Consider the following 20,208-nt stretch of genomic DNA (forward strand, 5'->3'; position numbering starts at 1 on the left):
GCGATTCCCGATACATCTCGAGGTATTTCGCGCCATTCGCATGCGCCGTCTCAAACCCCGCCGGAACCTCCCGAAGCGCCGGTGCGGCGATCACCTGGTTTTGCAGCCCCATTCCATCCTCCCCATTCCATCCTCCCAGTGATGCCGCTTGCGCCACAGGCGCCGGGCCGAAGCCCTGGCATCACGCCTCAAGGATATTGTAAACAGAATGTGATGATGCCTGTAAACCCTTAAATTTACGAAGGAAAACAGTAAATATATTATCATTCATTTGGTCAATTCTGTAAATTCATTAGCCGCGCGGCCAAACATCGCGGCATTTCAACCACTTCCCCCAAGGCGGTGGCGCAAGCTTCCGGCGGGGGCGGCGCGTCGGTTCAGGGTTGCCCGAAACGCGAAACCGGGGGAAGCTGCGGGCAGACGGTGAAAGGTGTGTGTTACCGATGTTCGAAGGTCATGGTTGGCTGTTGCCGATTCTGGACGATCTGATCGCGCATTGCGAAATCCAGTCGATGCGCTCGACAGCCGCCGGGCTGCAGGCGGCGCGGGTCGCCCTGGTGGCGCAATGCGGGCCGCGCAGCCAGGTGCTGGCCGAGGATCAGCAGGAACGCTGGCTGGGCGAGGTGATCGACGAGCTGGCCCGCTATTGCCACAGTCAGGGTCTGGCAGAGGTCGAGACCCGGCTTTTGCGCGCGCAGGAAGCCTGGCATGCCGAAGCGCATCCGCCGCCGCGGGGCAATGTGCTGACCTTCCCCGCAGGCTTCGGACGCGGGCGCGACGAGCCCGCCTGAACCGGGCTCAGGCGGGCAGCCGCTTGCGGTTGCGCTGCCACAAGGCGGCGAAATCGGGCGCCGACAGCGGCATCGAGAACAGGTAGCCCTGCAGCACGTCGCAGCCCAGATCGCGCAGGATCTCGGCCTGGGCCTCGGTTTCGACGCCCTCGGCCACGGTGGCGGTGCCCAGCGTCTCGGCGATCTCGATGATCGCGCGCACCAGATTGCGCGCCTGCGGATCGCGGCCCAACGGCTCGACGATGCGGCGGTCGATCTTCAGCGCCGAGGGGCCGATCTGCATCAGCCCGATGATCGAGGCATGGCCCGAGCCGAAATCGTCGATCTCGATGTCGATGCCGGCCTCGCGGATCGCGTCGAGATGGAAGCGGAAGAGATCGCTTTCATCCTCGACCAGGATCGATTCGAGCAGCTCGAAGGTCACCCGCGTCTCGCCGCGCGCGATCGTCTGCGCCGCCTGCACCACATCGGGGTCGTGCATCCGCCCCGAGGAGACGTTGAAGCTGATTTTCGGCACGATCAGCCCGCGTTCGCGCCAGAAGGCCAGCGACTCGCGCGAGCGTTCCATCACCACGCGGTCGATCTCGGGCACCAGACGCAGCTGTTCGGCCACATGCATGAAGGCGTGGGGCGTCAGCAGGCCGCGCTCGGGATGGCGCCAGCGCAAGAGCGTCTCGACCCCGGTCAGACGGTGATCGCGGGCCGAGACCTGCGCCTGAAAGAACGGCTCGAATTCGTTGCGGTCGAGCCCTTCCTGGATCTCGGCCGCCAGTTCGCGGTCGCGGCGCAGGTTCTGATGCAGCTCGGGGGTGAAGAATTCCATCCGGTTGCGGCCGGTTTCCTTGGCCCGGTAAAGCGCGGCATCGGCGAAGAACTGGATCTCGGGGCCGGTGCTGGCCAGATCCTCGGCCTCGGCGATCCCGAAAGAGGCGCCGAAACGGCATTGCCGTCCGGCGAACATCAGCGGTTCGACGAGCCGCGCCTGAATCCGTCGGATCAACGCCCCGGCATCCTCGCGGCCGAGCCCGCGCGCCAGAATGACCGAGAATTCGTCGCCGCCAAGACGGGCCGCGAAATCGCCCGGGCGCAGGCTGGCGCGCAGCACCTCGGCGACGCGGCGCAGCACCAGATCGCCCGCATCATGGCCCAGCGTGTCGTTCACATGCTTGAAATGATCCAGATCGATGCGGATCAGCGTGCAGCCCGCCTTGCCCCCGGCCCGGGCCTGCTCGATCCGGTTCGCCAGCACCTGATCGTAATAGCGCCGGTTCGGCAGCCCGGTCAGCCCGTCATGCAGCGCCTGCCATTCGTTTTCCTGCCGCCGATCCTCGGCCAGACGATAGGCGTCATGCAGCTCGGCCTCGCGGCGGACATCGCCGGTGACATCGTGCAGCGCGCCGGTCCAGACCACGGTGCCATCGGGCTGCGGTTTCGCCGTCGCCGAATTCGACAGCCAGACCGCGCCGCGCAGCGGATGCTGGATGCAGAACCGCCGCGTCGCGCCGCCTTGCTGCGCCGGGGTGGCCGCGTCCCGGGTCAGGAAGGCGGGCAGGTCGTCCAGCTCGACCTCCTGCGCGGTGTCGGCGCCTTCGCCCAGCCGGATCGTGTCGCGGTGATCCAGGCCCAGCAGGTTGCGAAAATGCGGGCTGGCATAGGGAATCGTGGCCAAACCGTCGGGATAACGTTCGATTTCGTATAGTCCGGCCGGTGCCACCGCGGCAATCGAGGCAAGCCGGGCATGGGCTTTCAGCGCCGCCTCGGCGGCCAGCGCCGCCCGGGCCTCGGTTTCGACATTCTCGGTGACGTCCAGGATCTGCCCGAACCAGCACACCGAGGCATCGTCGCGGTGGAACGGCGCCGCCGCGACGCTGACCCAGCGCAGGCCGCGGTGGGGATGGCGGACCGACAGCCGCATCTCGATCGCGGCGCCGCTGCGCAGCGCCGTCATCGCGCGGCGCAACAGCCGCGTCATCTGCTGTTGCGGCACATGGCGGAAGACGGCGCAGGCGTCGCACAGGATCTCGATGCCCGAGACCCCGGCCAGATCGGGCAGCCGGGCGCTGAAATAGGGCAGCATCATCTGCCCCGAGGCCGCCATCCGGCATTCGAACAGCGCGCCCGGCGCATTGTCGGCAAGGGTATCGAGCCGCTCGCGCGCCAACCGGGCGGCATCGGCGGCATCGGCCAGCCGGATTTCGGTTTCCTTGGCCTGATCGATGCAGATCAGCGCCCCGGCGATCAGCGTCGGCAGGCCCAGATCGCTGCGCTCGACCCGGCGGGCGACGGCGCGATACCAGTGATAGCTGCCGTCCTTGTGCCGCCGCCGGTGTTCGTGGTCGTAAAGCGTCGTGCGGCCGTCCTTCAGATCCTCCATCGCAGTGATCGCCCCGGGCAGATCCTCGGGGTGGATCAGGCTGCGCCAGCCCGCATCGGTGGCGGGGAATTCGCCCGGCTCGAAGCCGAACAGCCGGTAGGTCTCGTCGGGGGTCCAGGCCTCGCCCTGCAGCTGGCTGGCGCAGAAATGCCCGATCCCGGCGCAAAGCCCCGAGGTGCGGAGCATTTCCTCGCGTTGCTGGGCGCGGCGGCGGGCATGCAGCGCCTCGGCGAGGGTGCGGGCGACCAGCGCCTCGTCGGCCTTGCGGGCGCTGATGTCGGTCAGGCTGCCGCACAGGGTCACCGGCTGGCAGGGCGTCGTGCGCGGCATCCGGTAGCCGCGCGCGGTCACCCAGGCCCAGTCGCCATCGGCGCGGCGCAGGCGCATGTCCTGGCTCAACCGGTCGGTGTGCCCGCGGGTCAGCGCGACGAAGGCCCGCCGCATCCTGATGCGATCCTCGGGATGGATCAGCGCGGCCAGCCCGGCCAGATCCAGCCGCGTCCCGGCCGGATGGCCGAGCATCGCCGCCAGATGCGGGCTCGGCTCGCCGCGGCCTTGCCCGGGATGATAGACCCAGGGCGCCAGATCGCTGTTTTCGGTCGAGATGCGCAGGATTTCGGCGCTTTCCCGGGCCTTGCGCCGGGCTTCCTCGGTGGCGCGCAGCGCCGCAAGGCCGGTGCAGAGGATCCGCCCGCCGCCCTCTGCCAGCGCCTGCGCGCCCATGTCGAGCACCAGCACGATCCAGAGCGGCCCGGGACCACCTGCGGACGTGTCGGCGGGGGTTTCGGCGGGGGGGGCGGCGGCGGTGTCGGGCGGGATGGCGGGCCAGACCAGCGCCTCGACGTCATGGGGGCGGCCCTCGGCGCGGTCAAGCGCCAGCCGGAACCGCGTCGCGGCCCGGATCCCGCCGCCCCGCAGCGCCGCCAGAATCCGGTGGCCCAGCGCGCAGGGGATCACCTCGGCCAGACGCAGGCCGGACAGCCCGGTCCCCGCGACGACGGGTCGGGCCGCGCCGAAGACCCGGTCGGCCTCGGCGTTGGCGGCCAGAATCCGCCCCGGAGACGAGACGACGAAAGCGGCGCCGGGACAGGCGGCGAGCAGGGCGATGAGCGGCGTGGAGGTCAGGGACATCGGGAACGGACCCTTCGAATGGATGCGACTCACAAAACCCGGAACCTGTTAAGGCGGCGTTTCCAACTGTGCAAAAGGATAGGATCGGAGCGATTTCGCGCGGGGCGTTCGGGGCGATCGCCCTGCACACGCAGGCGTTGCGCGGGGGTGTTGCGACATTTTGTCCGACCCCTGCGACGGGCGGCGCTTTGGCCCGCAATCGCCCCCCGTCGCCCGCTCGGGCCGAAAAACGCCTTTGTGATCAAGGGTCCTTGTCAATCTTTGGCTAACGATCCCGCGGTTAGGATGGGCCACCATCCACGGCAAGCGACCCTCCCCCCACTCAACGAGAGCCCCGATGAATGTAGTCAATCCGTCCTCCCTCACCCGTGAGGGGGAAGCCGATTTCGGCTTCCATGAGCTGTTCTTTTCGCGCACCGACCCGCGCGGCGTGATCCTGTCCGGCAACGAGGTCTTCCGTCGCGTCTCCGGCTATGGCTGGAGCGATCTTCTGGGCGCCCCGCACAAGGTCGTGCGCCATCCCGACACGCCGCGCGGGGTGTTCCGCATCCTGTGGACTGCGCTTGGCAAGGGCGATCCGGTGGGCGGCTATGTGAAGAACCGCGCCCGCAACGGCGATTTCTACTGGGTCTTCGCGGTGCTGCTGCCGGTCGCGGGCGGGTTCCTGTCGGTGCGGTTGAAACCCTCGACGCCGCTGTTTGCCCGGGTCCGCGACATCTATGCCGAGATCGCGCAGCGCGAACGCGCCGAGGGGCTCGACCCGGCCGCGGGGGCACGGGCGCTGCGCGACTTTGCCGCCGCGGCCGGATATTCCAGCTACACCAGCTTCATGGCCGCGGCGATGGGGCAGGAGCTGGCGGCCCGCGATGCCCGGCTGGGCCGTCCGGCCGATGCCCGCACCGCGCAGCTGATCGCGCTGAACACCTCGCTCGAAGACGTCTCGCGCGAGCAGCGCAACCTTTTGCGCAGCTTCGAGGCGCTGCAATCGGTGCCCAACAACATGCGGATCATCGCCTCGCGGCTGGAGCCGTCGGGCGGGCCGGTCTCGGCGATTTCGGAAAACTACCGCAGCTCGTCGCAGGTGATTTCGGAACGGCTGCGCAGCTTCGTGGCCGGGCCCGACAACCTGTGCGACCGGGTGTCCCGGCAGGCGTCGAAGGCGCTGTTCCTGATCGGCGCGCATCGGGTGTTGTCGGAGATGCGGCAGAACTTCGCCGATGCGACGCCGGTGCCGGGGATCGACTGGGCGCTGGAACGCCAGACCCTGTGCGCGATCGAGACGCAGGCACAGCAGAACACCGGGACGGCGATGGAACAGGCGATTTCCCATGCCGAGGTGCTGGGCCGCGCCAGCGCCGAGATCCGCCGTCAGATGCTGGGGCTGGACACGATCCGGGTGCTGGGCCGGGTGGAGACCGGGCGGATGCGCGGCGCCAACACGCAGCTGTCGGCGACGATCGACCAGCTCGACGTGTCGCATTCCGACATCCGGCTGCGGCTGGAAACGATCATGCGGCTCTCGGAGGGGATCGGCACGGCGATGCGGATGTTCCAGCGCACGCAGCGCGCGATGTAAGCTTGGCGGGGCCGTCACAGCCCCGCCCGCGCCAGCGTCCGGTCGGTCAGCCGGTTCAGCAGCAATGTCAGCGCCAGAATGACCAGCAGCGCGGCGAACATCAGATCGATCCGCATCCGCGCATTCGCCATCAGCATCAGATAGCCCAGCCCCTGCGACGCGCCGACCCATTCGCCGATCACCGCCCCTGTGGGCGCATAGGTGACGGCGATGCGCAGCCCGGCGGCCCCTTGCGGCAGCGCATGCGGCAGGCGCAGCCAGATCAGGCTGCGCAGCCGTGACGCCCGGGCGATCCGCGCCAGATCCAGCACCGGCGCGGGCGTGGCGCACAGCCCGTCATGCAGGCCCGAGGCGACGGGAAACACCACCAGCAGCGCCACCATCGCCACCTTGGGCCCCAGCCCGTAGCCCAGCCACAGCACCAGCACCGGCGCCAGCACGAAGACCGGCAGCGCCTGCGCCCCCGCCAGCACCGGCCCGATCAGCCGTTGCAGCCATGGCGCCAGCGCCATCGCCAGCGCCAGCGCGACGCCAAGGCCGATGCCAAGCGCCAGCCCGGCGCCGGTCTCGGCCAGGGTGGTCAGGGCGTGCTGCCCGATCAGGCCGCGCTCTTGCCACAGTGTTTCGAACACCCGCAGCGGCGGCGGCAGCACGAAGGCGGGCACCAGCGCCGCGGCGCTGACCGCCTGCCACAGCGCGAAGATCGCCAGAACCGGCCACAGGCGCGCCATCACGCCCCCCGCATCCGCGCCAGAAGCGCTGCCGCCGCCTGCGCCAGCCCCGGATCGGAAAGCGGCACCGGACGCGGCCCGAGCAGGGGCGGGATCTCGTGCAGCAGGGCGTCTTGCAACAGCAAAACCCGGTCGCCCAGCCGCAGCGCCTCGGTCGGATCATGCGTCACCATCACCACGGTCTTGCCCGCAAGACAGTGCGCCGCCAGATCCTGCATCGCCGCGCGGGTGGGGGCATCGAGCGCGGAAAAGGGCTCGTCGAGCGCGACAAAGGACGCGTCATCGGCCAGCACCCGGGCCAGCGCCAACCGCTGCCGCTCGCCGCCCGAAAGCCGGTCCGGCCGGTCGGCACCGCGGCCCGCCAGCCCGACGGCGGCCAGAAGCGCCTCGGCCCGGGGGCGGGGCAGGGGCTCGCCGCGCAGCCGCGCCATCAGCCGCAGATTGGCCAGAACCGAAAGCCGCGGCTGCAACAGATCGCTTTGCGCCATCCAGCCGATGCGGTCGGGCGCCTGCCGGGTGCCCTCCAGCCGGGCCGCGACGGGCAGACCGGCCAAGAGCCGCAGAAGCGTCGATTTCCCGGCCCCGGAGGCGCCCAGAAGGCAGGTCCAGCCCGGGGTCAGCCGCAGGTCAAGCTGGCGCAGCAGCGGGCGATCGCCCAGCCAGACCTGACCCGCGATCGCAACGGTCATTTGCCCACCGCGATCGTCTCCACCGGCGGGGCGGTGGCGATCAGCCCGGTTTCCACCAGGAAGGCGCCGAAATCGCGGTAGCGCGCGGCATCGAGCGCCGCCGGATCGCGGGCGAAATGCGGCCAGGTGTCGGGCCAGGCTTTCGCGTTCAGCGGATCGTCAAGCTCCGCCGCATGGGCGCGGAACGTGTCCCAGCCCGCCTGCGGATCGGCGGCGATCTCGGCGGCGGCGCGGCCCGTTGCGGCCAGAAACCGGGCGATGCGGTCATCATCCGCCAGATCGGCGCGGGCCAGATAGATCAGCTCGTCATAAGCGGGCACGCCGTTTTCCTCGGGCAGGAAGCAGCGGCCCTGATGCCCGACGGCCGCCATCTGATGCAGCTCGAAATTGCGAAACGCCCCCGAGACCGCCGCGACCTGCCCCGTCGCCACCGCGGGCGTCAGCGCGAAATTGACGTTGATCGTCTCGACCTCGGCGGGATCGACGCCGTTGTGGCGCAGCATCCGTTGCATCAGCGCCGCCTCGATCCCCGCCAGCGAATAGCCGACCTTGCGGCCGCGCAGATCGGCCATGGTTTGCACCGGCCCCGCCGCATCGGCCATGACGCAATAAAGCGGCGCATCGATCAGCGTGCCGACCCGTTTCAGGCCCAGCCCGGCGGCGTGTTGCAGATACAGCTGCGGCTGATAGCTGATCGCCAGATCGACCTGCCCGGCGGCGGCCATCTTCGGCGGGTCCGAGGGATCGGCGGGCGGGATGATCGTGACATCAAGCCCGGCCTCGGTGAAATAGCCGCGCTCGGCGGCGACGATGATCGGCCCGTGATCGGGGTTCACGAACCAATCGAGCATGACCGACAGGCTGTCGGCGGCCTCGGCCCGCGGGGCCATCAGCAAAAGGGCAAGCAACAGGGGTTTCATCTTATGACCTTTGGGCAAAGAAATGATCCAGCGGGCCATGGCCTTGTCCGACCGAAAGCCGGTCGGCCCCGGCGATGGCGCGCAGGGTATAGCTGCGGGCGGCGGCGGCGGCCTGGCGCAGATCGGGGATGCGGGCCAGCTGCGTCGCCAAGGCCGAAGACAGGGTGCAGCCGGTGCCATGGGTGTTCCGTGTCTCGACGCGCGGCGCCTCGAACCAGACCTCGCCCTGCGCATCCAGCAGCAGATCGGGGCAGATGGCCCCGGGCAGATGCCCGCCCTTGAGATAGACCGCCCGCGCGCCCAGCACCCGCAGCCCGCGGGCTTGCGCGACCATCTCGGCGCGGCTTTGCGCGACGGCGCAGCCCAGAAGATCGGCCGCCTCGGGCAGGTTCGGGGTGATCACCGCGGCGCGGGGCAGCAGGATCTGGCGCAGGGCCGTGACGGAATCACTGGCCAGAAGCCGGTCGCCGCCCTTCGCCACCATCACCGGATCAAGGACGACGGGGGCGGCAAGCCCCGCCAGCGCCGCGGCGACGGCGGCGATGATCGTGCCGTCGCCGAGCATGCCGATCTTCACCGCGTCGATGCGGATATCGGCGCGGATCGCGGCGATCTGCGCCGTCACCATCGCGGGCCGGACCGGATCGACGGCGCTGACACCGCGGGTGTTTTGCGCGGTGAGCGCGGTCAGCGCCGCCATCGCATAGCCGCCATTGGCGGAAATCGCCTTGAGATCCGCCTGAATCCCCGCCCCGCCCGAGGGGTCGGAGCCGGCAATCGAAAGAATGTTGGGGATCATCTCGGCCTCCAGTCCTGCACCAGCGCGCGGCAGGCGGCTTCGGGGTCGGCGGCGCGGGTGACGGCGGAAACGACGGCCATCCCGACAACGCCCGCAGCTTTCAGCGCCGGAATGTCGGCCAGGGTCAGCCCGCCGATGGCGAGCGTCGGCACGGACACCAGACGGGCGATCCGGGCCAGCCCGTCAAAGCCGAAGGGCGCGGCGGCATCGGGTTTCGTCGCCGTCGCCCGCACCGGCCCCGCGCCGATGTAATCGACGCAGCCGGGCAGGCGGCTGGCCTGCGCCTCGGTCTCGATCGAGAGCCCCAGCAGCATCCCCGCCCCGATCCGGGCGCGGATCGCCACGGGGTCGCCGTCGCCTTGCCCGATGTGCAGCCCATCGACCCCGGCGGCCAGCGCGACCTCGACCCGGTCATTGAGGAACAGCTTCACCCCCTGCGCCCGCAGCTCGGGCAACAGCTGCCGGGCAAGCGCCAGCAGATCTGCATCCGGGGCGGTCTTGTCGCGCAGCTGCACCGCGCGGGCGCCGCCGTGGGCCGCCGCCCTGGCCTGATCGGGCACGGAAAGGGGCGCGCCCGGATCGGTGATGACGTAGATGGGCCCGATCATGCCGCGCTCACCTTTGCCCCGGCGCTCAGCGCCTCGGGCGTCAGATTGGCCAGCGCGTCGAGGAAAGCCACGGCGAAACTGCCCGGGCCTTGCGCGGTCTGCGCGGCGATCTCGCCCGCCAGACCATAGTAAGCCAGCGCCGCCACCGTGGCCTCCAGCGGCTTTTGCCCGACCAGAAAGGCGCCGATCACCCCATTGAGCGAACAGCCCAGCGCCGTCACCTGCGGCATCAGCGGATGGCCATTGCCGATGCGGAAGGCGTGGCTCCCGTCGGTGACGTAATCGATGGGCCCCGAGACCGCGACGACGCCGCCCGTCCGCCCGGCCAGATCCCGCGCCGCCACCTCGGCCGCCGCGACCGTGTCGCGCGCATCGACGCCATGCGCCTGCCCGCCCAGCCCCGCCAGCGCCAGGATCTCCGAGGCATTGGCGCGGATCACCGTCGGGCGCAGATCAAGCAGCCGGGCGCACAGATCCTTGCGGAACTGCGTCGCGCCGATGCCGACCGGGTCCAGCACCCAGGGGCGGTCGAGCCGGTGCATCACCCGCGCCGCCTGCACCATCCCCTCGGCCCAGTCGGCATCCGCCGTGCCGATATTCACCGTCAGCGCGCCGCAGAGCGCGGCGAATTCCGCCACCTCGGGCAAAGCATGCAGCATCGCGGGCGAGGCCCCCGCCGCCAGCTGCACATTCGCCATCACGTTCATCGCGACGAAATTGGTGATGTTGTGCACCAGCGGCGCGGCGGCCCGCATCTGCGCAAGCTGCTGTCCGACATGTGCGAACGGTCCGGTTTCGGTCATCGGTCCTCCCATGACGCGGAAGACCGAAGCCGGGCGGACGCTGGGTCCGGGACCGGTTGCGGACTCCCTACGCCAGCATGATCTGGTTCAGGTTCAAAGGGTGCTTCTCAGCCCGGATCCCCGGACGCCCCTGTCGCAGGGGCAAGGAAACACGGATGGCCGGGCTTGTCCAGTGCCCGGGCAAGGAAGTTTCCGCAGCGCCCGCGCGGATTGCCGCTCGTGTCGGGGCCGCGCCGGGCGCGCTTGATCCCGATCAAGGCGGACCGGGCCCGGCTGCGTTAACGGGAAAGCTGTTTCGTGACGATGAGGCGGCCGCGCGCCGCGGCTGGGGTTGGCGCCGGGGGACCGGCAAGACAAGACGCACCCGCAGGGGTGCCACGATCTGGACGTTGCGAATGATATCCGAACATCAAGGCCAGTTTGCCCCCCCGGCAGCGGAGGAGGCAGCCGCCGCCGCCGATCTGGCCGCCCTGACGCGGTTCCTTCAGGCGAACGAAACCCGGCTGATCGAGATGCACATCGCCTATTCGATCACCCGCAGCTACAACGCCCATGTCTCGACACTGCCCGAGGCCTGGCGGGCCTCGGTGCAGGGGCTCAATGGCGCCATCGCGCTGATGCTGGAGACCCGCGGCGCCGCCGAGGTGGATTACGACAGCAACATCGGCGACGATCCCTCGACCGTCTATGGCATTGACGTTGCCCGCAGGCACGGGCTGCGCGGCGTGCCGCTTGCGATGTTTCTGAGCAATTTCAAGGGCTACCGTGACAGCTATCTGCGGCTGGTGCAGCTGACGGGCTTTCCCGCCGCGACCGAGGCGCTGTATCTTCGGCTGTTGCGCGGCTTCTTCGACCGCGCCGAAATCGGCATCTGCACGCAATGGGGGCGCGGCGTCGTCGATGCCGATCACGACCGGCTTTTGGCCGAAAACCAGCGCGTCGTGAACGAGAAGAACAAGTATCTGACGATTTTCGAAAGCATCCAGACCCCGGTCTTCCTGATCGATGCCGAGGGCGGGATCGAGAACATGAACCACGCCGCGGCGCTGCTGCTGTCACGGGATGTCGTGCCCGGCTCGGTCTATTACGGTTCGGCGGCGCGGCGCAGCTTCCGCGCGCTCTTCGGCCTTGATCCGCGCGGCATCGGCCCGCTTCTGCCCGAGCACGAGATCGAGACGATCGACGGGCGGCGCTGGGTCTCGGTTTCGACGCAGGAAATGCTCGATGTCTCGCGCAAGTTTCTGGGCACGGTGATCAGCTTCACCGATGTCACCGACGAACGCCGCGCCCGCGAGGAGGCCGAGGCGCTGGCCCGCGCGAAGACCGATTTCCTGGCGACGATGAGCCACGAGATCCGCACCCCCATCCATTCCATCGGTGGCATCGTCGAGCTGTTGCGGCAAGACGCGCTGCCCCCCCGGGCGGCGGGCTATGTCGAGGCGATCGACCGCTCGGCCCGGGTGCTGACCTCGATCGTCTCGGAAATCCTTGATTATTCCCGCATCGAGGCGGGCGGGATGATGCTGGAACGGGTCGATTTTCCGCTGGCCGAGGTGACGGCCGAGGTCGGCCGGGTGATCGAGCCGCTCGTCGCGCGCAAGCCCGGGCTGCTGCTGCATGTCGATTGCCCGCAGGCCTTGCCCTGCGTCAGCGGCGATCCGGCGAAGCTGCGGCAGATCCTGCTCAATCTGGCGGGCAATGCGGTGAAATTCACCGAGGCGGGGGCGGTGGTGATCGGGCTCGATCTGATCTCGCGCACGCCGGGGCGGGTGCTGGCGCGGTTTTCGGTGCGCGACACCGGCCCGGGCATCGCGCCCGAGCGGCTGGAGCAGATCTTCCGTCCCTTCACCCAGTCCGACAGCTCGATCGAGCGCAAGCATGGCGGCACCGGGCTGGGTCTGGCGATCTCGCGGCGGTTGGCCGAGATGATGGGGGCCGAGCTGACGGTCGAAAGCCATCCGGGCGAGGGCAGCTGTTTCCGGCTGGTGGTGCCGCTTGATCTGGCGGTGCGGCAGGGGGCGGATTGTGCCCGGGCGCGGGCCGAGGCGACGCCGCCGACGCAGGCGCTGCGGCTGCTGCTGGTCGAGGATGACGCGGTGAACCGGCTGGTGACCGAGACCCTGCTGCGGCAGGCCGGGCATCAGGTGCGGCTGGCCGAAACCGGCGAGGCGGCCTTGCAGGCTTTGGCGGGGCAGGGCTTCGATCTGGTGTTGACCGATCTCAACCTGCCCGATCTGAGCGGTTTCGATCTGGGCCGCGCCATTCGCGCCCACGCCGACCCGGCAATTGCGCGGCTGCCGATCGCGGCGCTTTCGGCGCATGGGCCCGCGGTCGATGCGGCGGCGCTGGCGGCGGCGGGGATCGGCGGATTTCTGGCGAAACCCTTCCCCTTTGCCCGGCTCGAGGATCTGTTGCGCCGGGTCACCGGCTTCGCCTCGCCGCGGCCGATCGGCTCGGGCGGGCCTGCGCGGGCCGAGGGGGCGGGGCAGGGCGCGGGCCTGGGGCTGGTCGATCTGACGGTGCTGCGCGGCCATGCCGAGGCTTTGGGGCCCGCGCCGACCGGGCGGATCGTCGCCACCTTCAAGGCCAGTCTGGTGCACACCGGGGCGGCGCTGGAGGCGGCGGTCGAGGCGGATCGCTGGAACGAGGTGGCGATGATCGCGCATCGGCTGAAAAGCTCGGCGCGGCATGTCGGTCTTCTGGCGCTGGCCGAGGAGGCCGAGCGGGCCGAGATGCTGGCCTCCGCCTCGGGGCGGCGCAGCGCCGAGCTGGCCGGGCCGGTGGCCGATCTGATCCTGTCGTGCCGCGCGGCGGTGGGTCTGGTCGAGGCGATCTGGGCCGAGATCGCGGGCTGAGACCCTCGCTGATCTGACCGAGGCCATCGCCGAGGTCTTGCGGGCCATTGGTCCCGCGACTGCCGGGGCGCCAAAGCGTCCCGGCCAGCGCCCGCCCCGCCCATGGCGGGCGCTTCTCGCCCGCCGGGCCGGGCGCTGGCCTCTGTCACGCTTGCGGAAACGGTCGTGGCCGCGCCGCTGCGCCGACGGGCGGGGAAAGGCGGTGCCTTTCCTGATCCGCCCGAACCCGCCTTGCGGATCTTATGCCGAAAACACGTAGCCCAGCCCGTGCACGGTGACGATCAGCCGGGGTTTCGCCGGGTCGGGCTCGATCTTGCGGCGCACCCGGCGCACCAGCACGTCGATGGTGCGATCGAAGCTTTCATGCCCGCGCCGGCTCACATGCGTCATCAGCTGATCGCGGCTCAGAACCTGGCCCGGATGGGTGACGAAGGTGGCCAGCAGTTCGAATTCCGCCCTTGTCATCTTCACCGCCTCGCCTGCCGGATCGTTCAGCGTCCAATGCGCGATGTCGAGCGTCCAGCCCTCGAAGGTCTTTTTCGACTCATCCGCCTTCACCACCCGCGCCGCCGTCACCCGCCGCGCCAGATTGCGCGTGCGCGGCAGGATCTCGCGCATGTTGTAAGGCTTGGTCACGTAATCATCGGCGCCCAGTTCCAGCGCCACGATCCGGTCCACATCCTCGCGCCGCGAGGTGACCATGATCACCCCCACCTCGGATTGCCGCCGCAATTCGCGCAGAAGCGACAGCCCGTCCTCGCCCGGCAGGTTGATGTCGAGCAAGATCACGTCGACATCGCCCCGCGCGAAGACGCGGCGCATCTCTTCGCCGTCGCCCGCCTCGCTGACGTGGTGATTGTCCTTCACCAGATAGGCGGCCAGCGTCTGCCGCCCCACCGGATCATCTTCGACGACAAGGATATGATAGGACGTCTTCATCACGGCCCCCCTTACCCCGTCATCGCGCCAAAAGCCCGGCCCGGCAATGATTTTCGTGCGATTTCCCGTGGGTTTTCCGGGTTTTAACATCCTGTTCACAGGATTTTTCATCCTGTTCACAACCGGACGCAACGTGGTTCACATCGCAGGTCCAGACAGGGACTCGAACGGGGCGGACCGTGACAGGACCGGACGCGCGGCGTCGGTGCTGGAACGGGCCCCGGAACGGCAAGACCGGAGGCGAAAGTGATCAGGAAAATCTGGGGCGTGATGCGCAGGCCCAGCACGCGCTGGGGACTGGGCACGTTGGTGCTGGGCGGGGCCTTCGTCGGCGCGCTGGGCTGGAACGGCTTCCACTATGCCGTGGAACAGACCACGACGACGAAATTCTGTCTGTCCTGCCACTCGATGCAGGGCAATTTCGAAGAATACAAGACCACCGTCCACTATTCGAACCCGATGGGCGTGCGCGCCGAATGCGCCGATTGCCATGTGCCGAAATCGGGCTGGCGGCTCTATCGCGCCAAGGTGCTGGCGGCGAAGGATCTGTGGGGCGAGATCACCGGCAAGGTCGACACGCCCGAGAAATTCGAGGCGCACCGGCTGGAGATGGCCGAAACGGTCTGGGCCGACATGAAGGCGAATGACTCGGTCGGTTGCCGGTCGTGCCACAGTTTCGAGGCGATGGATTTCGCGCATCAGGCGAAGCCCGAGGGCGCGAAGCAGATGCAGCAGGCGATGCTGGACGGCGGCACCTGCATTGATTGCCACAAGGGCATCGCGCACAAGCTGCCCGACATGTCCTCGGGCTACAAGAAGCTGTTCGAGGATCTTCAGGCCGAGGCGGGGCAGCTGCGGCCGAAGGCGGGCGACACGGTCTATCCGCTGCAAACGGTCGAGCTTTATCTGGAGGAACCGAAGGACGGCGTGAAGGCGGCGGGCAAGGTGATCGCGGCGACGCCGATGGTGGTCGCGGCGGTCTCGGGCAAGGCGCTGCAGGTCAAGCTGGAAGGCTGGCAGCAAGAAGGTGCCGAGCGGATGCTTTACGCCGCGCAGGGCCGGCGGATCTTCAACGTCGCGCTGGCGCCGACGGCGGTGGCCGCGGTGGTGCCGGGCGCGCGCATGACCGATCCCGACACCGATCAGGTCTGGACCGATGGCACGCTGACGGTCTGGGTGAAGAACGGCAATCTGACCGACAGTCTCGACAAGGTCTGGTCCTATGCGGGTTCGATGTTCAGCGCCGCCTGCGGCACCTGCCACGTGCTGCCCCATACCAACCATTTCCTGGCGAACCAGTGGATCGGCACGCTGAATGCGATGAAGCCCAAGGCGCCCCTGAACGAGGAACAGTTCCGGCTGGTGCAGAAATACGTGCAGATGCATGCGAAAGACATGGGCGGGGAGGCGGAGGAATGACCGTGATGACCCTTCCCCCCGCCGCCCTGGCCGATCGCGCGCTCTTGTGGCACTGGCTGGCCGAGGTCTTCCTAGCCGCGCCCTCTGCCGACCGTCTGGCCGCCCTGCGCGACGGGGCGGGGCGGAAATGGCTGGCCGCGCTGGCGACCGAACCGGCCTTTGCCGCCCCGGTCGCCCAGATCCGCACCGCGCTGGCGGTGCCGCAGGACACGGCGCAGCTGCAGACGCGGCTGACCATCGCCTTCAACGGGCTCTTCCTTGGCCTTGGCGGCAAGCGCACGCTGGCGCCGAACGACTCGGCCTGGAGCAAGGGCGGGCTGTTTCGCGCCCCGGTGGCCGAGATGACCGCCCTTCTGGCCGCCTGCGACCTGCGGCTGGCCGAGGGCTGCTGCGAGGCGCCCGACCATCTCTCGGTCGAGCTGATGCTGCTCGCCCATCTTGAAACCCATGCCGATCCGCGCGCCGAGCCGCTGCGAGACCGGCTGCGGCTCTGGCTGCCCGGCTTTTGCGCCGCGGTCCGGGCCGAGGATCGCACCGGCTTCTGGGCCGGGGCTGCGGCGCTGCTGCTGGCGGCGCTGGATCACGACGAACTCATCCCCCAACCGGAAGAAAGGACAGTCAAATGACGAAGATTTCCGGAAACGAGCTGCGCGCAGAGCTTTCCCGCCGCGCCTTCCTCCGCTACTCGGTCGCCGCGGGCGCGCTGGGCATGTTCGGCCCGTCGCTTCTGGCCAAGGGCGCCCGCGCCGAGGCGCTGGCCAATGGCACGGTGATGTCGGGCAGCCACTGGGGCGTCTTCACCGCCACGGTCGAAAACGGCCGCGCCACCGCCTTCACCCCCTGGGAAAAAGACCCGCATCCGACGCCGATGCTGGAAGGTGTGCTGGACTCGATCTATTCGCCGACGCGGATCAAATATCCGATGGTGCGGCGCGAATTCCTTGAAAAAGGCGTCAATGCCGATCGCTCCACCCGTGGCAACGGCGATTTCGTCCGTGTGAGCTGGGATCAGGCGCTCGACCTGGTCGCCGCCGAGGTGAAACGCGTCGAAGAGACCTATGGTCCGCAGGGCGTCTTTGGCGGCTCCTATGGCTGGAAAAGCCCGGGGCGGCTGCACAACTGCACCACGCTTTTGCGCCGGATGCTGACGCTGGCGGGCGGCTATGTGAACGGCGCGGGCGACTATTCGACCGGCGCGGCGCAGGTGATCATGCCGCATGTGGTCGGCACGCTCGAAGTCTATGAACAGCAGACCGCCTGGCCGGTGCTGGCGGAAAACACCGAAGTCATGGTGTTCTGGGCCGCCGATCCGATCAAGACCAGCCAGATCGGCTGGGTGATCCCCGAACATGGCGCCTATCCGGGGCTCGAGGCGCTCAAGGCCAAGGGCACCAAGGTCATCGTCATCGACCCGGTCCGCACCAAGACGGTCGAATTCTTCGGCGCCGAGCACGTCACGCCGAAACCGCAGACCGATGTGGCGATCATGCTGGGCATGGCGCATACGCTGGTGGCCGAAGACCTGTATGACAAGGACTTCGTCGCCAACTACACCTCGGGCTTCGACAAGTTCCTGCCCTATCTGATGGGCGAGACCGACAGCACGCCGAAGACCGCCGAATGGGCCGCGGGGATCAGCGGCGTTCCGGCCGAGACGATCAAGGAACTGGCGCGGCTCTTCAAATCGAAACGCACGATGCTGGCGGCGGGCTGGTCGATGCAGCGGATGCATCACGGCGAACAGGCGCATTGGATGCTGGTGACGCTGGCCTCGATGCTCGGTCAGATCGGGCTGCCGGGCGGCGGCTTCGGGCTGTCCTATCACTATTCGGGCGGCGGCACGCCCTCGACCAGCGGTCCGGCGCTGTCGGGCATCACCGATGGCGGCGCGGCGACGAAGGGGCCGGAATGGCTGGCGGCGAGCGGCGCTTCGGTGATCCCGGTGGCGCGCGTGGTCGACATGCTGGAAAATCCCGGCGCCGAATTCGACTTCAACGGCACGCGCTCGAAATTCCCGGACGTGAAGATGGCCTATTGGGTCGGCGGCAACCCGTTCGTCCACCATCAGGACCGCAACCGCATGGTCAAGGCCTGGGAAAAACTGGAAACCTTCGTCGTGCATGACTTCCAGTGGACGCCCACGGCGCGGCATGCCGACATCGTGCTGCCGGCAACGACCAGCTACGAGCGCAACGACATCGAGACGATCGGCGATTATTCGAACACCGGCATTCTGGCGATGAAGAAGATCGTCGAGCCGCTTTACGAAGCCCGCAGCGATTACGACATCTTCGCCGCGGTTTCGGAACGGCTGGGCAAGGGCAAGGAGTTCACCGAGGGCAAGGACGAGATGGGCTGGATCAAGTCCTTCTACGACGATGCCGCCAAGCAGGGCAAAGCCGGCGGGGTCGAGATGCCCGATTTCGACGCCTTCTGGGCGGAAGGGATCGTGGAATTCCCGGTCACCGACGGCGCCGACTTCGTCCGTTATGCGAGCTTCCGCGAAGATCCGCTGCTCAACCCGCTTGGCACGCCGACCGGCCTGATCGAGATCTATTCGAAGAACATCGAGAAGATGGGCTATGACGACTGCCCGGCGCATCCGACCTGGATGGAACCCTTGGAACGGCTCGACGGGCCGGGGGCGAAATATCCGCTGCACATCGCCGCTTCGCACCCGTTCAACCGGCTGCATTCGCAGCTCAATGGCACGGTGCTGCGCGAAGGCTATGCGGTTCAGGGCCACGAGCCCTGCCTGATGCACCCCGACGACGCCGCGGCGCGCGGCATTGCCGATGGTGACGTGGTGCGGGTGCACAATGATCGCGGCCAGATCCTGACCGGGGTCAAGGTGACCGATGCGGTGATGAAGGGGGTGATCCAGATCTACGAAGGTGGCTGGTATGATCCCTCGGACGTGACCGAGGCGGGCACGCTTGACAAATATGGCGACGTCAACGTGCTTTCGGCCGATATCGGCACCTCGAAACTGGCGCAGGGGAACTGTGGTCAGACCGTGCTGGCCGAGGTCGAGAAATACACCGGCCCCGCCGTCACCCTGACCGGCTTCGTCGCGCCGAAGGCGGCCGAATAAGCCCTTTCGCCTGACGGAGGGCCCCCCGGGGCCCTCCCCTCCACCGCGCCTGCGGGCGCGGTGCTGCCCCAAGGACCAGGGCCCCGAAGGACCAAGGACATGACCGCGCAGGATCTTTTTCCCGACCGCCCCGAAAGCGCCGCGATCGGCCCGCTGGCCGCGATCCTTTATCAGGACACGCCGCCCGATGCGCTTCTGGCGGGCTTTGCCCGTCGTCTGATCGCGCAGGGCCTGCGCGTCGGCGGCGTGGTGCAGGAACGTCCGGCCACCGCGGCGGGCTGCCGCTGCGCCGAGATGGCGCTTCTGGCGCTGGCCAGCGGCCACCGCACCCCCGTCGCCCAGCCGCTTGGCCCCGGCTCGACCGGCTGTCGGCTGGATTTCGGCGCGCTGGCCGGGGTCGCGCAGGATCTGCTGGGCGAGATCGACGCCGGGCTGGATCTTCTGATCCTGAACCGCTTCGGCAAGGCCGAGGCCGAGGGCCGCGGCTTTCGCGACGTGATCGCCGCGGCGCTGGCGCGCGAGATCCCGGTGCTGACCGCGCTGCATCCGCGCAACCTGTCCGACTGGACCCGCTTCACCGAGGGCGCGGCGCTGTTGCTCGTGCCCGACGAAACCACCCTGCATCACTGGCTGGACGACAGCCGGGGAGTTGCCCATGCTGCCTGATCCCCTTTGCGACGGCTTCGGCCGCGACGTGCGTTACCTGCGGGTCTCGGTCACCGACCGCTGCGACCTGCGCTGTTCCTACTGCATGAAGGAGGACGTGACCTTCCTGCCGCGCAATCAGGTGCTGAGCCTTGAGGAACTGGACCGGCTCTGCTCGGCCTTTGTCGGTCTTGGCGTGCGCAAGCTGCGCATCACCGGGGGGGAGCCGCTGGTGCGCCGCGGCATCGGGACCTTCTTTGCCGCGATGGGGGCGCATCTGCGCGCCGGGCGGCTCGATGAACTGACGCTGACCACGAACGGCACGCAGCTGGCCGCCCATGCGCAGGCCCTGGCCGAGTGCGGGGTGAAGCGGGTGAATGTCTCGCTCGATACACTGCAGGCCGAGAAATACACCCGCCTGACCCGGTTCGGCCGGATCGAGACGGTCTTTGCGGGCATCGCCGCCGCGCAGGCGGCGGGGCTGCGGGTGAAGCTCAATGCGATGGCGCTGAAGGGCGTGAACGACGACGAGATTTTTGCCCTGACCGACTGGGCGGCGGCGCATCACTGCGATCTGACCTTCATCGAGCTGATGCCGATGGGCGACATCCCTGCGGGCACCCGGCTTGACCAGTTCTGGCCGCTCGATGACGTGCGGGCGTATCTGGAGACCCGGTTCCGGCTGACCGACACCGGGCTGAGCACCGGCGGCCCGGCGCGCTATGTGACGGTGGCGGAGACCGGGCAACGGATCGGCTTCATCTCGCCGCTCAGCCACAATTTCTGCACCAGTTGCAACCGGGTGCGGCTGACCTGCAAGGGCGAGCTTTACAC

General features: G+C 68.6%; 16 protein-coding genes and 1 riboswitch. Of the genes, 8 read left to right on the forward strand and 8 right to left on the reverse strand.

The window, feature by feature from the left end; genetic code table 11:
• The first annotated feature begins 443 nt into the window (after nt 1–443).
• The gene (locus tag FBT96_RS19250; protein ID WP_136909523.1) at nt 444–791 is read left to right on the forward strand and encodes a hypothetical protein; all 348 of its coding nucleotides are present in this window, start codon (nt 444–446) and stop codon (nt 789–791) included.
• A 7-nt stretch (nt 792–798) separates the two neighbouring features.
• On the opposite strand, the gene FBT96_RS19255 is transcribed toward FBT96_RS19250, so the two are convergent.
• On the reverse strand, nt 799–4,296 hold the full coding sequence (locus tag FBT96_RS19255) for a GGDEF and EAL domain-containing protein (RefSeq protein WP_136909525.1): 3,498 nt from the start codon (nt 4,294–4,296) through the stop codon (nt 799–801).
• A 337-nt stretch (nt 4,297–4,633) separates the two neighbouring features.
• Between FBT96_RS19255 and FBT96_RS19260 the strand changes: the two genes are divergently transcribed.
• On the forward strand, nt 4,634–5,872 hold the full coding sequence (locus FBT96_RS19260) for a PAS domain-containing protein (RefSeq protein ID WP_136909527.1): 1,239 nt from the start codon (nt 4,634–4,636) through the stop codon (nt 5,870–5,872).
• Nucleotides 5,873–5,886: 14 nt separating this feature from the next.
• Here the strand turns inward: FBT96_RS19260 and FBT96_RS19265 are convergent, their stop codons facing one another.
• From FBT96_RS19265 to thiM, 6 genes are read right to left on the reverse strand one after another with little or no spacing between them, the layout of a single operon-like run.
• A complete protein-coding gene (locus FBT96_RS19265; protein ID WP_169583634.1) occupies nt 5,887–6,603 on the reverse strand; it encodes an ABC transporter permease in 717 nt (238 codons plus the stop codon).
• Nucleotides 6,603–7,292 carry an ATP-binding cassette domain-containing protein gene (locus FBT96_RS19270; protein ID WP_136909531.1) on the reverse strand — a complete coding sequence of 230 codons (690 nt, stop codon included), beginning with the start codon at nt 7,290–7,292 and terminating at the stop codon, nt 6,603–6,605. Before FBT96_RS19270 ends, FBT96_RS19265 begins: the two co-directional genes overlap by 1 nt.
• Nucleotides 7,289–8,212 (reverse strand): ABC transporter substrate-binding protein, encoded by a 924-nt coding sequence (locus FBT96_RS19275; protein ID WP_136909533.1) that lies wholly within the window; start codon nt 8,210–8,212, stop codon nt 7,289–7,291. The genes FBT96_RS19270 and FBT96_RS19275 overlap by 4 nt, the downstream gene beginning before the upstream one ends.
• 1 nt (nt 8,213) lies before the next feature.
• A complete protein-coding gene (gene thiD / locus FBT96_RS19280) occupies nt 8,214–9,011 on the reverse strand; it encodes a bifunctional hydroxymethylpyrimidine kinase/phosphomethylpyrimidine kinase (RefSeq protein WP_136909535.1) in 798 nt (265 codons plus the stop codon).
• The gene (gene thiE / locus FBT96_RS19285) at nt 9,008–9,619 is read right to left on the reverse strand and encodes a thiamine phosphate synthase (RefSeq protein ID WP_136909537.1); all 612 of its coding nucleotides are present in this window, start codon (nt 9,617–9,619) and stop codon (nt 9,008–9,010) included. The genes thiD and thiE overlap by 4 nt, the downstream gene beginning before the upstream one ends.
• A complete protein-coding gene (gene thiM, locus FBT96_RS19290; protein ID WP_136909539.1) occupies nt 9,616–10,422 on the reverse strand; it encodes a hydroxyethylthiazole kinase in 807 nt (268 codons plus the stop codon). Before thiM ends, thiE begins: the two co-directional genes overlap by 4 nt.
• Before the next feature lie 46 nt (nt 10,423–10,468).
• Nucleotides 10,469–10,564: riboswitch (TPP riboswitch) on the reverse strand.
• A gap of 253 nt (nt 10,565–10,817) precedes the next feature.
• On the opposite strand from thiM, the gene FBT96_RS19295 reads away from it, so the two are divergent.
• Nucleotides 10,818–13,277 (forward strand): hybrid sensor histidine kinase/response regulator, encoded by a 2,460-nt coding sequence (locus tag FBT96_RS19295; protein ID WP_136909541.1) that lies wholly within the window; start codon nt 10,818–10,820, stop codon nt 13,275–13,277.
• A gap of 240 nt (nt 13,278–13,517) precedes the next feature.
• On the opposite strand, the gene dorR is transcribed toward FBT96_RS19295, so the two are convergent.
• A complete protein-coding gene (gene dorR / locus FBT96_RS19300) occupies nt 13,518–14,216 on the reverse strand; it encodes a two-component system response regulator DorR (protein WP_136909543.1) in 699 nt (232 codons plus the stop codon).
• 246 nt (nt 14,217–14,462) lie between these two features.
• Here dorR and torC point away from each other — a divergent pair, with 246 nt between their 5' ends.
• From torC to moaA, 5 genes are all read left to right on the forward strand, one after another.
• A complete protein-coding gene (gene torC / locus FBT96_RS19305) occupies nt 14,463–15,635 on the forward strand; it encodes a pentaheme c-type cytochrome TorC (protein WP_136909545.1) in 1,173 nt (390 codons plus the stop codon).
• Complete coding sequence (locus tag FBT96_RS19310) at nt 15,632–16,261, forward strand: TorD/DmsD family molecular chaperone (protein WP_212635414.1); 630 nt, start codon at nt 15,632–15,634, stop codon at nt 16,259–16,261. The genes torC and FBT96_RS19310 overlap by 4 nt, the downstream gene beginning before the upstream one ends.
• Entirely contained in the window at nt 16,258–18,729 is a 2,472-nt protein-coding gene (torA, locus tag FBT96_RS19315; protein ID WP_136909547.1) for a trimethylamine-N-oxide reductase TorA, read from the forward strand. The genes FBT96_RS19310 and torA overlap by 4 nt, the downstream gene beginning before the upstream one ends.
• 99 nt (nt 18,730–18,828) lie before the next feature.
• Nucleotides 18,829–19,395 (forward strand): DUF2478 domain-containing protein, encoded by a 567-nt coding sequence (locus FBT96_RS19320; protein WP_136909550.1) that lies wholly within the window; start codon nt 18,829–18,831, stop codon nt 19,393–19,395.
• On the forward strand, nt 19,385–20,208 hold an 824-nt coding region (gene moaA, locus FBT96_RS19325), incomplete at its 3' end, for a GTP 3',8-cyclase MoaA (RefSeq protein WP_136909552.1). The genes FBT96_RS19320 and moaA, both read left to right, overlap by 11 nt.

Source organism: Rhodobacter capsulatus, from assembly GCF_005144475.1.
Taxonomy (GTDB): domain Bacteria; phylum Pseudomonadota; class Alphaproteobacteria; order Rhodobacterales; family Rhodobacteraceae; genus Rhodobacter; species Rhodobacter capsulatus_C.

What these genes read in the sequence shown, in the direction of transcription:
- FBT96_RS19250 (WP_136909523.1), top strand. Translation starts at nt 444, where the DNA reads ATGTTCGAAGGTCATGGTTGGCTGTTGCCGATTCTGGACGATCTGATC.
- FBT96_RS19255 (WP_136909525.1), bottom strand. Translation starts at nt 4,296, where the DNA reads ATGTCCCTGACCTCCACGCCGCTCATCGCCCTGCTCGCCGCCTGTCCC.
- FBT96_RS19260 (WP_136909527.1), top strand. Translation starts at nt 4,634, where the DNA reads ATGAATGTAGTCAATCCGTCCTCCCTCACCCGTGAGGGGGAAGCCGAT.
- FBT96_RS19265 (WP_169583634.1), bottom strand. Translation starts at nt 6,603, where the DNA reads ATGGCGCGCCTGTGGCCGGTTCTGGCGATCTTCGCGCTGTGGCAGGCG.
- FBT96_RS19270 (WP_136909531.1), bottom strand. Translation starts at nt 7,292, where the DNA reads ATGACCGTTGCGATCGCGGGTCAGGTCTGGCTGGGCGATCGCCCGCTG.
- FBT96_RS19275 (WP_136909533.1), bottom strand. Translation starts at nt 8,212, where the DNA reads ATGAAACCCCTGTTGCTTGCCCTTTTGCTGATGGCCCCGCGGGCCGAG.
- thiD (WP_136909535.1), bottom strand. Translation starts at nt 9,011, where the DNA reads ATGATCCCCAACATTCTTTCGATTGCCGGCTCCGACCCCTCGGGCGGG.
- thiE (WP_136909537.1), bottom strand. Translation starts at nt 9,619, where the DNA reads ATGATCGGGCCCATCTACGTCATCACCGATCCGGGCGCGCCCCTTTCC.
- thiM (WP_136909539.1), bottom strand. Translation starts at nt 10,422, where the DNA reads ATGACCGAAACCGGACCGTTCGCACATGTCGGACAGCAGCTTGCGCAG.
- FBT96_RS19295 (WP_136909541.1), top strand. Translation starts at nt 10,818, where the DNA reads ATGATATCCGAACATCAAGGCCAGTTTGCCCCCCCGGCAGCGGAGGAG.
- dorR (WP_136909543.1), bottom strand. Translation starts at nt 14,216, where the DNA reads ATGAAGACGTCCTATCATATCCTTGTCGTCGAAGATGATCCGGTGGGG.
- FBT96_RS19310 (WP_212635414.1), top strand. Translation starts at nt 15,632, where the DNA reads ATGACCGTGATGACCCTTCCCCCCGCCGCCCTGGCCGATCGCGCGCTC.
- torA (WP_136909547.1), top strand. Translation starts at nt 16,258, where the DNA reads ATGACGAAGATTTCCGGAAACGAGCTGCGCGCAGAGCTTTCCCGCCGC.
- FBT96_RS19320 (WP_136909550.1), top strand. Translation starts at nt 18,829, where the DNA reads ATGACCGCGCAGGATCTTTTTCCCGACCGCCCCGAAAGCGCCGCGATC.